The sequence below is a fragment of the Meinhardsimonia xiamenensis genome, assembly GCF_900102905.1.
In the GTDB taxonomy this organism is placed as follows: domain Bacteria; phylum Pseudomonadota; class Alphaproteobacteria; order Rhodobacterales; family Rhodobacteraceae; genus Meinhardsimonia; species Meinhardsimonia xiamenensis.
This window is the reverse complement of the sequence record NZ_FNFV01000003.1, coordinates 405,165-417,893: the sequence shown is the minus strand read 5'-3', so window position 1 is coordinate 417,893 and position 12,729 is coordinate 405,165. Positions and strand designations below refer to the sequence as shown.

Below are 12,729 nucleotides of genomic sequence, written 5' to 3'. Positions count from 1 at the left end.
GCCATGAAGACCTCGATCGCCACGGTTTCGATCTCCGGCAGTTTCCGCGAAAAGCTCGAGGCCATCGCGCGCGTGGGCTTTCAGGGCATCGAGATCTTCGAGCAGGACTTCATCGCCGAGGAAGGCAGCCCGCGCGAGATCGGCCGGATGATCCGCGACCACGGGCTCGAGATCGCGCTTTTCCAGCCCTTCCGGGACTTCGAGGGACTCACCGGCGAACTGCGCCGGCGCGCCTTCGACCGGGCGCGCGCGAAGTTCGACACCATGGCAGAGCTCGGCGCGAGCCGCATCCTCGTCTGCTCCTCGGTGCATCCCGAGGCGCTCGGCGGCATCGACCGCGCGGCGGAGGACTTCCGCGAGCTCGGGGAAATCGCCAGGGAATACGGCATCACCGTCGGCTACGAGGCGCTGGCCTGGGGCCGGCACGTGAACGATCACCGCGACGCCTGGGAGATCGTGCGCCGCGCCGATCACCCCAACGTCGGCCTCATCCTCGACAGCTTTCACACGCTCGCACGGCGCATCGACCCCGACACCATCCGCCGCATCCCCGCCGATCGCATCGTCTTTGTCCAGCTGGCCGACGCGCCGCTCATCGAGATGGACCTGCTCTACTGGTCGCGGCATTTCCGCTGCATGCCGGGAGAAGGCGACCTGCCCGTCACCGACTTCATGCGCGCGGTCGCCGCGACCGGCTATGACGACTGGGTAAGCCTCGAGATCTTCAACGACCAGTTCCGCGGCGGCCGGCCCGAGGGGCTTGCGCGCGACGGTCTGCGCTCGATCGTGGCGCTTCTCGACGATGTGCGCCGGGCCGAGCCCGACATCCGCGCACGCCTGCCGGAAATTCCGCCCCGCGTGCCGGTGCGCGGGGTGGAGTTCGTCGAATTCACCACCCGCGGCGCCGAGGCGGAGGCGCTTTCGGCCATGCTGGCGAGCATGGGCTTTCGCCATGTCGCCGATCACGTCTCGAAACGGGTCGAGCTGTGGCAGCAGGGCGCGGTGCGCATCGTGCTGAACGCGGAAGAGACGGGCTTTGCCGCCTCAGCATGGGCGATGCACGGCAGCTCGGTATGCGACATCGGGCTGCGGGTGGACAGCGCGGCCGACACCGTCGCGCGGGCCACCGCCCTGAAGGCCGAACCCTTTCACCAGCCGGTGGGGCCCGGCGAGCTCGAGATTCCGGCGGTGCGCGGGGTGGGCGGCAGCGTGCTGCACTTTCTCGACGAGGCAAGCGGGCTGGCGCGGGTGTGGGAGGTGGAGTTCCGCCCGCGCGAGGGTGCGGCGCCGGAGGCGCCAGGCGGCGCGGGGCTCACGCGCATCGACCACATCGCCGAGACGATGAGCTATGACGAGATGCTGAGCTGGGCGCTCTTCTACACCTCGATCTTCGAGATGACGAAGACCCCGATGGTTGACGTGATCGACCCCGACGGCCTTGTGCGCAGCCAAGCGGTGGCGAGCCGTGACGGGGCGGTGCGCATCACCCTGAACGGCGCCGAAACTCACCGCACGCTGGCCGGCAGCTTCCTTGCCGAGAGCTTCGGCGGCGCGGTCCAGCACCTTGCCTTCGCCACGGACGACATCTTCGCCACCGCCGGCGCCCTCGAGGCCGCGGGTTTCGAGGCGCTGCCGATGACCGAGAACTACTACCGCGACCTCAAGGCACGTTTCGGGCTGACGGCGGAGGAGGTCGAAAGGCTCGCGCGCCATCACATCCTCTATGACGAGGACGAGAAGGGCGCCTATTTCCAGCTCTACTCGCGGCCCTTCGACAATGGCTTCTTCTTCGAGATTGTCGAGCGGCGCGGCGCCTATTCAGGCTATGGCGCCCCGAACGCGCCCTTCCGCATCGCCGCCCAGAAACGGCTGATGCGCCCCAAGGGGATGCCCCGGCGCTGAACTCCCGCGGGAGCGGGCCGGAGCAACCGCCCTGCCCTCGCCGACCGTCTTGCCACCGGCCCGGACATGGCATATCTGGAGGGCCGTGGCGCGTTGGCGGAATGGTTACGCACACGATTGCAAATCGTGCTCATGCCGGTTCGAATCCGGCACGCGCCTCCACCCGTTCCGGTCCGTTCTCCATTGTCTTCCGCGGCGCCCGGCTCACGGCATCGGCACGTCGCCCACATCCTTCGGCACCTTGTAGCCGCGCTGCACCGCGGGCCGCGCGGCAATGCGCAGATACCAGTCGCGCACATTGGGATAGTCGGCAAGGTCGATCCGCTGCCACTCGAAGCGCGAGATCCACGGCCACGCGGCCATGTCGGCGATGCTGTATTCGCCCCGCCCCACGCCGGCGATGAAGTCGCGCCCGGCAAGGCGCCGGTCCAGCACGCCGTAGAGCCGATGCGCTTCCCTTGTGTAGCGCTCCTCGGCATAGGGGCAGACGCCGGGATTGAATTTCACGAAGTGATGCACCTGCCCGAGCATCGGTCCGAGCCCGCCCATCTGCCACATGAGCCACTCGAGCATGCGCCAGTACTCGTCGCCCTTGCAGATGAAGCGGTCGAACTTTGTCGCGAGGTAGAGCATGATCGCACCGGACTCCATCAGCGCCATGCCCGTTTCCCGGTCAACGATGGCCGGGATGCGGTTGTTGGGCGCGATCTTGAGGAACCCGGGGTCGAACTGCTCGCCTTTTGAGATGTCGACCGGGTGCACCTCGTACTCCGCGCCTAGCTCCTCGAGAAGGATGGAAACCTTGCGCCCGTTCGGCGTCGTCCAGGTGTAAAGATCGATCATCGCGGTCCCTTTCCGGTCACGCGGCCGGCGCGCCGGGCGCCCGCCACATTTGGTGGCCGGGCAACGGGCCCGGCCGCTTGCTGGTTGCGCCTTTCCCTCGCCCCGGTCAACACGTAAGCGTGGAGGAGGTACGTCGCCGCGCCCGAGCAAGAGGAGGCAGACCATGACCAGGGCCCGCCACGGTATCTACGCCGCCGCCATCACGCCGTTTGACGACAACTTCGCCGTCGATGTCGCGAGGTTCCTGGACCACTGCGGGTATCTGCTGAGCGAGGCCGGCGGTTGTGACGGAATCGCCCCCACCGGCACCACGGGCGAGGGCACCTCGATTTCCATGCGCGAGCGCCTTGCGCTGCCCGCCGCCCTTGCCGAAGCCGGCATCGAACCGGAGCGGGTGATCTTCGGCACCGGCGCGCCCTCCGCAAGCGATGCGGTGGAACTCGCCCGCGCCGCGGTGGATGCTGGCTACACGAATGTGCTGGTGCTGCCACCCTACTACTACAAGAACCCCTCCGAAGACGGGCTCTTCGCCTACTATGCCGCGCTTGTGGAAAAGATCGGCCGCGACGACCTGCGCGTCTATCTCTATCATTTCCCGCAGATGTCGGCGGTTCCGATTTCCACCGCCCTGGTGACGCGGCTTCGCGCGGCCTTCGGGCCGGTGATTGCCGGTCTGAAGGATTCGAGCGGCGACTTCGCGCAGACCCGAGCCTTCGTCGAGGCGACCGGCGGCGTGGAAGCCGGGTTTGACGTGTTTCCCTCCTCGGAGGCCTTGCTGTGGGATGGGCTCGCCATCGGCACCGCCGGGGTGATTTCCGGCTCGACGAACGCCTTCGGCGCGCTGGCACAGGCGGCGCTGCGGGCACCCGAAGGCCCCGCCCGCACCGCGGCCATGGCGAGGGTCAAGGCCGCGCGTGCCCTGGCGGCGAAGTTCCCGCTCGTGGCGGCGATGAAACAGATCGCGGCCTGGCGCAGCGGCGAGGAAAGCTGGACGCGGATGGCCCCGCCACTCACGCCACTCGATGCCGCGCAGCGCGCGGCGCTGGCAGCCGAACTTGCCGCGCTCGAGGGAGCAGCGCCGAGCGTCGCCGGCCCTGCGTAAGGCGGCGCCTGGCACCTGCCCGAAGAGAGACGGACACCAGCCGGAGCCGCCCCGACCTCTCACGTGGTTTCGAACCGGGAACTGCCTGCCAGCCCTGCAGGCGTTGCGCGCGCGGAGCCAGGCAATGGCGCACCCGAGAGGATTCGAACCTCTGGCCTCTGCCTTCGGAGGGCAGCGCTCTATCCAGCTGAGCTACGGGTGCCTCGCGCGGGCGACGGATACCCCATCGCCCGCGCCTAGACAATCGCGAATTTCGCCCGCCGACCGCGCTCAGCCGAGCGGGCGGCCATCTTCGCGCCAGATGGCGATGATCGATGAGCGGGGCAGCCTGCCGGCTCCATCGGGGAACGGCGCGTCGGGATGCTGGATTCCGACGAACATCGTCCGCCGGTCCGCCGACCAGGTCAGCCCGGTGACCTCACAACCCCTCGGGCCGGTCAGGAAGCGCCGGATCTCGCCCGTCACCGGGTCTCCGGCGAGCATCTGGTTGTTCCCCTGCCCGGCGAACTCGCCTTCGTTCGAATCATCGCCGTCGGTCTGGATCCAGAGCAGACCCGTGGTGTCGAACATCATGCAGTCGGGGGAGTTGAACATGTTGCCGACGGTGATGTTCGCCGTTCCCCTGTACGGCCCCTCCGAGACGGCGGGATTCCCGCACATCACGTAGAGATCCCAGGCGAAGCTTTCGGCAGCGTGATCGTCGCCCGCGGGCCGCCAGCGCACGATCTGGCCGAAGTTGTTGATCTTGCGCGGGTTCGGCCCGCCCACCCGTTGCCAGTCGCCCCCGGCGTTGGTCCTGACACCGCGGTTGCGGTTGTTGGTGAGCGCGCAATACGCTTCTACGGCCGCGGGATTGACGGCCACCCATTCGGGGCGGTCCATCGTCGTCGCGCCCACGCGGGAGGCGGCCATGCGGGTGAAGATGGCAATCTGCGCCGGGCTCATGCCCGTTGCCTCGGGGGTCAACGCAAGCCAGCGACCGGTGCCGTCATCCTCGAAGCGCGCCGCATAGAGCTGCCCTTCGTCAAGCAGCGTCGAGGTGTCGACGCCGGGTCCATAGGCGCCGCTCGAGACGAACTTGTAGAGAAACTCGCCGCGCTCGTCGTCGCCCATGTACACGACGACCCGCCCGTCGGGTGCCAGAACAACCGCCGCATTTTCATGCTTGAAGCGGCCAAGCGCGGTGCGCTTGACGGGGGTCGATTGCGGATCGGCCGGGTCGATCTCCACGACCCAGCCGGCGCGGTGCGGTTCGTTGGGCTCCTGCGTCACGTCGAAGCGCGCATCCCACTTGTGATAGTCATATCCCCAGCCCTCGGGGGCGATGCCGTACCGCCGGTACCCTTCGGCGGCGAGTCCGTCGACGGCGAAGTCCCCGCTGGCCCCGAAATAGCCGTTGAAGTTCTCCTCGCAGGTGAGGAACGTCCCCCACGGCGTGCGGCCCGATCCGCAGTTGTTGAAGGTGCCAAGACAGACGGTTCCGGTGGGATCGGCCGCGGTCCGCATCAGCTCGTCACCCGCCGCAGGGCCCGAAATGCGCATGGGCGTGAGATGCGTGATGCGCCGGTTGAGAGGGCTGTCGAGCACCACTTCCCAGCCGTCGGACCCTTGCCGGATCTCGAATATCGACACGCCCTGCAACTTCTGCAGCTTGGCCACATCATCGGCGCCGCGCGGACGTCCTTCCGCGGCCTGCGGCAGGTTGACCCGCCGGTTGGCGTATTCGTGGTTGACGGCGATCACCTCGCGCCCGTCGATCACGAAATGCTCCATGCCGTCGGTGTTCTCCCCGAAGACACGGTCGGCCTTGTCGGCACTGCCGCCAGTGGCATCGTCAAAGTCTCCCACCGCATCGCCGAACAGCGGATCACCCCAGCGCACCAGAACCTTCCACGCGTAGCCTTCGGGTACGTGCACGGTGGCGTCGGTGGCGGCCGGGATGCCCTCGAAGGCAAAACGGCCCGCCCCGGCCAGCGCCGTCGAGCCCTTCAGCACCCCAAGGCCGAGGGCCGATGCCCCCGAACCGAAGGCGATGATGCCGCCGAGAAACCCGCGGCGCGACAGCGCCCGTTCAACCACACGGTCGAACTCCTGCTCCTCGGGGCGGGGAAAGTTCAGCTCGTCCCAGTCATCCGCCGACAGGGAGTGCGGCTCGATATCCTTCATGGCGCTCGTCTCCTTCTTGCTCGTCCGGCGACGGCCGGTCACGGAGACGCTCTAGGCCCGCTGCGTTACGGCATCACGACACGGCAATGACAGACGCGCGACACGCAGCCGCCGTCAGCCGAGAAGCTCGTGCGCAAGCTCCAGCGCCTCGACCAGCGCATCGACCTCCGCCTCGGTGTTGTAGAGCGCGAAGGAGGCCCGGCAGGTGGCGCTGAGCCCGAGCCTGTCCATCAGCGGGCCGGCGCAGTGGTGGCCGGCGCGCACCGCCACGCCGCGCTTGTCGAGGATGGTCGAGATGTCATGGGCATGGGCCGGGCCCGAGAGGGTGAAGGAAAAGATCGCCGCCTTGTCGGGCGCCGTGCCCTGCAGGTTGAGCCAGTTGAGCCCCGAAAGCCGCGCCATCGCGTAGTCCCTCAGCCGCGCCTCATGGGCGGCGATGGCTTCCATCCCGATTTCCATCATGTATTCGAGCGCCACGCCAAGCCCGATCTGCTGGACGATGCCGGGCGTGCCCGCCTCGAACTTCAGCGGCGGGTCGGCGTAGATCACCCGATCCTGATGCACCTCGCGGATCATGTCGCCCCCGCCCTTGAAGGGGCGCATCTCGGCCTGGCGCTCGCGCCTGATGTAGATGGCTCCCGAGGCGGAGGGGCCATAGAGCTTGTGGCCGGTGATGGCGTAGAAGTCGCAGCCGATCTCGGAGACATTCACCGGCAGATGCACCGCGCCCTGGCTGCCGTCGACGAGCACCGGCACGCCGCGCGCGCGCGCCTCGCGGCAAATGGTGGCAACGTCGACGACCGTGCCAAGGACGTTCGAGACATGCGTGAGCGCGATGAGCTTGGTGCGCGGGGTGATCGCGTCGATCACCGCCTGCGGGTCGAGCCGGCCTGCGTCGTCAATGTCCACCCAGACAAGCTTCACCCCCTGCCGCTCGCGCAGGAAGTGCCACGGCACGATGTTGGCGTGATGCTCCATCACCGAAAGGATGATCTCGTCGCCCGGCTCCATGCGCGGCGCCGCCCAGCCGTAGGAGACAAGGTTGATGCCCTCGGTCGAGCCCGTGGTCATCACGATCTCGTCCTCATGCGCGGCGCCAAGGAAACGGGCAACGATGCCGCGCACCGCCTCGTATTTCTCGGTGGCGATGGTCGAGAGCGTGTGCAGGCCCCGGTGGACGTTGGCGTATTCCTCCGCGTAGGCGCGGGTGACCGCGTCGATCACCGCGCGGGGCTTCTGCGCCGAGGCGCCGTTGTCGAGATAGACGAGCGGGCGGCCGTTGATCTCGCGCGAGAGAATGGGAAAGTCGGCGCGGATCTTCTCCACGTCGTAGCCGGCGGTCATCGTTGCTCCCTCCATCTCCCCTGCCCTCGCTCTCAGAAGCCCCGCGGCGCCACGCCGATCATGGCAAGGATCAAGGACAGCCCCAGCGCGATGCCGAAGCTCGCCGCAACGATCCCGAGAAACACCTTCGCCAGCGACGAGAACCCGTGCAGCGCGGCGACAAAGCCGGTCATCAGCCACGGCCAGAGCACCATGCCGAAGAGGGTGATGAGGCTCACCAGCGGCGGCACGAGCAGGAGCGCAAGCGACTGGATCAGCTGCACCCCGAGCAGGATCGCCTGAAGCCAGGCGACGAGGAGGAGCGCGTCCTCAAGGCTGCCTTGCCCGCCGGCGGCGCGTCCGATCCAGTAGACGGCCTGCACGGTCAGCGCCATCAGCCCGAACTGCAGAAGCGTCATGGCAAGCGGGCTCAGCCCCAGCGGCATCAGGAGCGAAGCCCCCTGCGGCAGGATCAGGATCGTCAGCTCGGTCAGGATGGCGCTCAGAAGCACGACGAGCGCCAGAAGCTCCCAGCGCTCGCGCCGCCCGAGACGGCCCGCGGCCATCCGCATGATCTGTTCGGCGCCCGCGCGCGGGTTGCGGATGCTGGCGATGGCCAGCGCGATGTAATCTCTGGCGGTAACGGTCATGGGCGTGCGCGCTCTCCGGAGCTGCCGGCATCGGTTTCGGCCTCGATGAGCCCCAGAAACCAGAAGGCGAGGAAAACGCCAAGGGCAATTGCGCCGATGAGCTGCGTCACCGGCCCGCTGCCGAGATAGCCGCGCGCGATCCCGTGCAGCAAGAACGCCGGGGCGGCGGCGAGCAGCGCCCAGAAGAGGGCCAGCCGCGCCCCGCGCCCGGTGCCCCTGCCGCCCAGCGCCCGGGCGGCCAGATGCGCAAGCCCCGCGATCAGGTAGAAGCCCAGAGGCGCGATGAAGAGCCAGGCCAGCAGTGCGCCGCCGATCAGAGCCTCGAAGGGCGGCGCGCCGGGCTCGGCCGCGACCCGCATGAGCCGCGGCCATTGCGCGAGAAAGACGAAGGCGCAGCCCAGCATCAGGAACATCAGAAGGCGATCCTCGCCTACGCCTGCCTCGAGGTGGCGGCGGATGACGCGCCTCGGCCCGCGCCAGGTGGCCGCGATATCCGCCGCCAGCCCCATCAGCCGGCCCTGCGGTGGCGGCGGATCCAGGCCTCAAGGCGCGCGGTGATGTCGGCCGCCAGGGCCTCGTCCTCGATCTCCTCGATGGCCTCGGCGAGGAAGGCGAGGATCAGGAGCCCCCGCGCTTCCTCGAGAGGAATGCCGCGCGCGCGCAGGTAGAACAGAAGCGTCTCGTCGATCGCCCCCGTCGTCGAGCCGTGCGAGCAGGCCACGTCGTCGGCGTAGATCTCAAGCTCGGGCTTGGCGCGGAACGCCGAGCCCTCGTCGAGCAGAAGCGCCTGGCTGATCTGGTAGCCGTCGGTCTTCTGCGCGCCGGGCTTGACGAGGATCTTGCCCTGAAACACCCCCATCGCGCCGCCGCGCAGCACCTTCTTGAACACCTGCCGGCTTTCGCAGCGCTCGGCGCCGTGGGTGATGAAGATGGTGTCATCGTGGTGGAAGTCGCCATCGCCCACCGCCGCGCCGGCGACATGGGCCACCGCGTCATCGCCGGTGAACTCGACCACGGTCTCGTTGCGGGTCAGCCGGCCATTGGCGGTCAGGGTGAAGGACTTGAAAGTGCTCTCCTGCCCCAGACGGGCGAAGATATGGGTGGCGGCGAGCCGCTCGTGGTCACGCCCCTGCGCGCGCACGTGGTGAAAGCGCGCGCCATCGGCCACGTCCACCTCCAGCACCTTGTTGAAGCGCGCCGCGGCCGGGCCGTTTTCCAGAAGCGTCAGCTCTGCGCCGGGCTCGAGACGGACGAGATGGTGCAGCATCGCATCCGAGCTTTCGTCGCGGTGCAGGTAGATGAGGCTCACCGGCTTCTCGGCCTTGCCGGTGACACGGATGACAACGCCATCGGGCGCCAGCGCGGTGTTGAGCGCGGCAAGCGGGCGCGGCACGGGCGACTGGCCGCGCGCCTCGAGCACCCCGAACAGATCCTTCGCCCAGTGAATGTCGGCCTGGGTGACTTCCGAAAGGCGGGCGATCTCCACCCCCGCAAGGCTCGGCTCGTCGGACGCGTCCGGGTCGAAGACGCCATCGACGAAGACGAGCTTCACGCGGTCGATCTCGCCAAAGACGGGCGCCTCGCCGCCGGCGTCGAACACCGCCGCGCGGGGCGCGGGAAGCTCATAGAGCGGCTCGGGCTTGGTGTAGCGCCAGTACTCATCGCGCCGTGCAGGCAGACCGGTGGCGCGCAGCCTCTCAAGCGCCGCCTCGCGCGCGGCACGTGCCCAGCCCGCGCCCTCGGGCAGCGTCGCCCCCTCAAGCCGCGCCTCGGTGGCGGCGATCTTCTGGGGCGTAAGCTTTGCCACCGCCACCATCACGCCACCTCCTTGAGGATGTCGGCATAGCCGTTCTTCTCCACCTCAAGCGCCAGCTCCGGCCCGCCCGTCTTCACGATGCGCCCGTCGGCCATGATGTGCACCACATCGGGCACGATGTGATCGAGAAGCCGCTGGTAGTGGGTGATGACGAGAAAGCCGCGATCAGGCGAGCGCAGGGCGTTCACCCCCTCGGCCACCAGCCGCATCGCGTCCACGTCAAGGCCCGAGTCGGTCTCGTCGAGAATGCAGAGCTTCGGCTCGAGCACGGCCATCTGCAGGATCTCGTTGCGCTTCTTCTCGCCGCCCGAGAAGCCCACATTCACCGGCCGCTTGAGCATGTCGGCGTCGATCTTCAGCGCGCGCGCCTTCTCGCGCACGAGCTTGAGGAAGTCGGCCGCGCTGATCTCGGGCTCGCCGCGCGCCTTGCGCTGGGCATTGAGCGCGGTGCGCAGGAAGGTCATGTTGCCCACGCCGGGGATTTCCACCGGATACTGGAAGGCAAGGAAGAGCCCCGCCGCGGCGCGCTCTTCGGGCTCCATCTCCAGAAGGTTCTGGCCGAGGAACAGCACCTCGCCTTCGGTCACCTCATAGCCCTCGCGCCCGGCGAGCACGTAGGAAAGGGTGGATTTGCCCGAGCCGTTCGGCCCCATGATCGCGTGCACGCGCCCCGCCTCGACGGTGAGGTCGACGCCCTTGAGGATTTCCTTGTCCTCTTCCTCGAGCTTGACGTGCAGATTCCTGATTTCCAGCATGTTTTCCTCTGTGTTCATCCGCTTTGGGGGCGCCTGCCGCCCCGCCTTTCATTTCTTTCCGTGCCGCGGGGCGAGCCGCGTGAGCAGCAAAAACAGGGCTGCCGCCAGCGCGCCGGCGAGCGTGGCAAAACCGAGCCCCGCCAGCGCCGCCGCAGCCGGCGCTGCCGCCAGCAGAAGCGCGGCAAAGACAGCTGCCGCCACCGCCGCGAAAATTACGCCACGCGCCATTCACCCGCTCCCGTCACCCGCGAAACACGAAGGCGGCCCCGAGCGCGATCAGCGCGAAACCGATGGCGGTGTTCCAGCTGAGGCTTTCCTTCAGATAGAAGGCCGAGAAGCCGGCAAAGACCGTCAGCGTGATCACCTCCTGAATGGTCTTCAGCTGCGCCGCCGAATAGACCTGATGCCCGATCCGGTTGGCCGGCACCGCCAGCCAATACTCGAAAAAGGCGATCCCCCAGCTTGCCAGCACCACCACCCACAGCGCGTGGCCGGTGAATTTCAGGTGCCCGTACCAGGCGAATGTCATGAAGACATTCGACAGCGACAGAAGCACGATCGGCAGCATCGCCTGCCAGGGCGCGGACAGCGTCATGTGCCTGCGAGCTCCTCACCGCTCAGCCCACCGAGCCTTCGAGGCTGATCGCCACCAGCTGCTGCGCCTCCATGGCAAACTCCATCGGCAGCGCCTGCAGCACCTCGCGGCAGAAGCCGTTGACGACGAGCGCCACCGCCTCCTCCTCGTTCATGCCGCGCTGCCGGCAGTAGAAGAGCTGGTCCTCGTCCACCTTCGAGGTGGTCGCCTCGTGCTCCACCCGGCTCGAGGTGTTGGACACCTCGATGTAGGGCACCGTGTGCGCACCGCACTTGTCGCCGATCAGCAGGCTGTCGCATTGGGTGTAGTTGCGGCTGTTCGCGGCCTTGGGATGGATTGAGACCAGCCCGCGATAGGTGTTCTGCGCGTGGCCGGCGCTGATCCCCTTGGAGACGATGCGCGAGCGCGTGTTGCGCCCCAGGTGGATCATCTTGGTACCGGTGTCGGCCTGCTGGTAATTGTTGGTGATGGCGATCGAGTAGAACTCGCCCACGCTGCCCTCGCCGCGCAGGATGCAGGAGGGGTATTTCCAGGTCACCGCCGAGCCCGTCTCGACCTGCGTCCACATCACCTTGGAGCGCGCGCCGCGGCAGTCGGCACGCTTGGTGACGAAGTTGTAGATGCCGCCCTTGCCTTCCTCGTCGCCGGGGTACCAGTTCTGCACCGTCGAATACTTGATCTCGGCATCCTCGAGCGCGATCAGCTCCACCACGGCGGCATGGAGCTGGTGGGTGTCTCGCCGGGGCGCGGTGCAGCCCTCGAGGTAGCTCACGTAAGAGCCCTTGTCGGCGATGATCAGGGTGCGCTCGAACTGGCCGGTGTTCTCGGCGTTGATGCGGAAATAGGTGGAAAGCTCCATCGGGCAGCGCACGCCAGGCGGCACATAGACGAAGGAGCCGTCGGAGAAGACCGCCGAGTTGAGCGTGGCGAAGAAGTTGTCGGTGGGCGGCACGACGCTGCCCAGATACTTGCGCACGAGCTCGGGATGCTCGCGCACCGCCTCGGAGATCGAGCAGAAGATGACGCCGGCCTTCTCGAGCTCCACCTTGAAGGTGGTGCCGACCGAGACCGAGTCGAACACCGCATCCACGGCCACGCGCCGGCCCTCGGCAGGGGCCGCCTCCGCCCCCTCGACACCGGCGAGGATCATCTGCTCGCGCAGCGGAATCCCGAGCTTCTCGTAGGTCTCGAGAAGCTTCGGATCCACCTCGTCGAGCGATTTCGGCCGCTTCGTCAGAGACTTGGGCTTGGCGTAGTAATACTGCTCCTGGTAGTCGATCTTCGGGTAATCGACCATCGCCCAGTCCGGCTCCTCCATCTGCACCCAGCGCCGGTAGGCATTCAGCCGCCACTCGGTGAGCCACTCGGGCTCCTCGTTCTTTTCCGAGATGAGGCGCACGATCTCCTCGTTCAGCCCCTTGGGGGCGAACTCCATCTCGATGTCCGTCTCCCAGCCGTACTTGTATTTCCCGGCCATGGAGCGAACCGTCTCGACCGTTTCCTTGTCGACGCCTTCGCGCACCTCAATCTTCTCGTCGAGCGTTGCCATTGGCTTCCTTTCCTTCGCCAGGCGCCCT

The 12,729-nt window shown here is 67.6% G+C and carries 12 protein-coding genes and 2 tRNA genes; 3 read left to right on the top strand and 11 right to left on the bottom strand.

The genetic code is table 11. The features are described 5' to 3' along the window. Window positions 1-3 precede the first annotated feature (3 nt). Together BLQ14_RS08780 and BLQ14_RS08775 are read left to right on the top strand one after the other, a co-directional pair. On the top strand, window positions 4-1,902 hold the full coding sequence (locus BLQ14_RS08780; RefSeq protein ID WP_092500157.1) for a bifunctional sugar phosphate isomerase/epimerase/4-hydroxyphenylpyruvate dioxygenase family protein: 1,899 nt from the start codon (window positions 4-6) through the stop codon (window positions 1,900-1,902). Window positions 1,903-1,989: 87 nt separating this feature from the next. After that, window positions 1,990-2,064 (top strand) — tRNA-Cys (locus BLQ14_RS08775). Window positions 2,065-2,106: 42 nt separating this feature from the next. Here the strand turns inward: BLQ14_RS08775 and BLQ14_RS08770 are convergent. Then, entirely contained in the window at window positions 2,107-2,745 is a 639-nt protein-coding gene (locus BLQ14_RS08770; RefSeq protein ID WP_092500156.1) for a glutathione S-transferase family protein, read from the bottom strand. 163 nt (window positions 2,746-2,908) lie between these two features. Here BLQ14_RS08770 and BLQ14_RS08765 point away from each other — a divergent pair, with 163 nt between their 5' ends. Next, a complete protein-coding gene (locus BLQ14_RS08765; protein ID WP_092500155.1) occupies window positions 2,909-3,847 on the top strand; it encodes a dihydrodipicolinate synthase family protein in 939 nt (312 codons plus the stop codon). A gap of 125 nt (window positions 3,848-3,972) precedes the next feature. Here BLQ14_RS08765 and BLQ14_RS08760 read toward each other — a convergent pair. The 10 genes from BLQ14_RS08760 to sufB all read right to left on the bottom strand — a co-directional run bounded on the left by BLQ14_RS08760 (window position 3,973) and on the right by sufB (window position 12,701). Beyond that, window positions 3,973-4,049: transfer RNA gene (locus tag BLQ14_RS08760), tRNA-Arg, on the bottom strand. A gap of 68 nt (window positions 4,050-4,117) precedes the next feature. Then, complete coding sequence (locus BLQ14_RS08755; RefSeq protein ID WP_092500154.1) at window positions 4,118-6,013, bottom strand: PhoX family protein; 1,896 nt, start codon at window positions 6,011-6,013, stop codon at window positions 4,118-4,120. 114 nt (window positions 6,014-6,127) lie between these two features. Next, window positions 6,128-7,357 (bottom strand): cysteine desulfurase, encoded by a 1,230-nt coding sequence (locus BLQ14_RS08750; protein ID WP_092500153.1) that lies wholly within the window; start codon window positions 7,355-7,357, stop codon window positions 6,128-6,130. A 32-nt stretch (window positions 7,358-7,389) separates the two neighbouring features. After that, the gene (locus BLQ14_RS08745) at window positions 7,390-7,986 is read right to left on the bottom strand and encodes a YIP1 family protein (RefSeq protein WP_092500152.1); all 597 of its coding nucleotides are present in this window, start codon (window positions 7,984-7,986) and stop codon (window positions 7,390-7,392) included. After that, entirely contained in the window at window positions 7,983-8,495 is a 513-nt protein-coding gene (locus BLQ14_RS08740) for a hypothetical protein (RefSeq protein WP_092500151.1), read from the bottom strand. The genes BLQ14_RS08745 and BLQ14_RS08740 overlap by 4 nt, the downstream gene beginning before the upstream one ends. Then, entirely contained in the window at window positions 8,495-9,802 is a 1,308-nt protein-coding gene (sufD, locus tag BLQ14_RS08735) for a Fe-S cluster assembly protein SufD (RefSeq protein WP_092500150.1), read from the bottom strand. Before sufD ends, BLQ14_RS08740 begins: the two co-directional genes overlap by 1 nt. Continuing rightward, a complete protein-coding gene (sufC, locus tag BLQ14_RS08730; protein ID WP_092500235.1) occupies window positions 9,802-10,557 on the bottom strand; it encodes a Fe-S cluster assembly ATPase SufC in 756 nt (251 codons plus the stop codon). The genes sufD and sufC overlap by 1 nt, the downstream gene beginning before the upstream one ends. A 48-nt stretch (window positions 10,558-10,605) precedes the next feature. After that, entirely contained in the window at window positions 10,606-10,785 is a 180-nt protein-coding gene (locus BLQ14_RS08725) for a hypothetical protein (protein ID WP_092500149.1), read from the bottom strand. 13 nt (window positions 10,786-10,798) lie between these two features. After that, window positions 10,799-11,152, bottom strand: a complete 354-nt coding sequence (locus tag BLQ14_RS08720; protein ID WP_092500148.1) for a DMT family protein — start codon at window positions 11,150-11,152, stop codon at window positions 10,799-10,801. Between the two features lie 22 nt (window positions 11,153-11,174). After that, window positions 11,175-12,701 (bottom strand): Fe-S cluster assembly protein SufB, encoded by a 1,527-nt coding sequence (sufB, locus tag BLQ14_RS08715; RefSeq protein WP_092500147.1) that lies wholly within the window; start codon window positions 12,699-12,701, stop codon window positions 11,175-11,177. Between the last annotated feature and the right edge of the window lie 28 nt (window positions 12,702-12,729).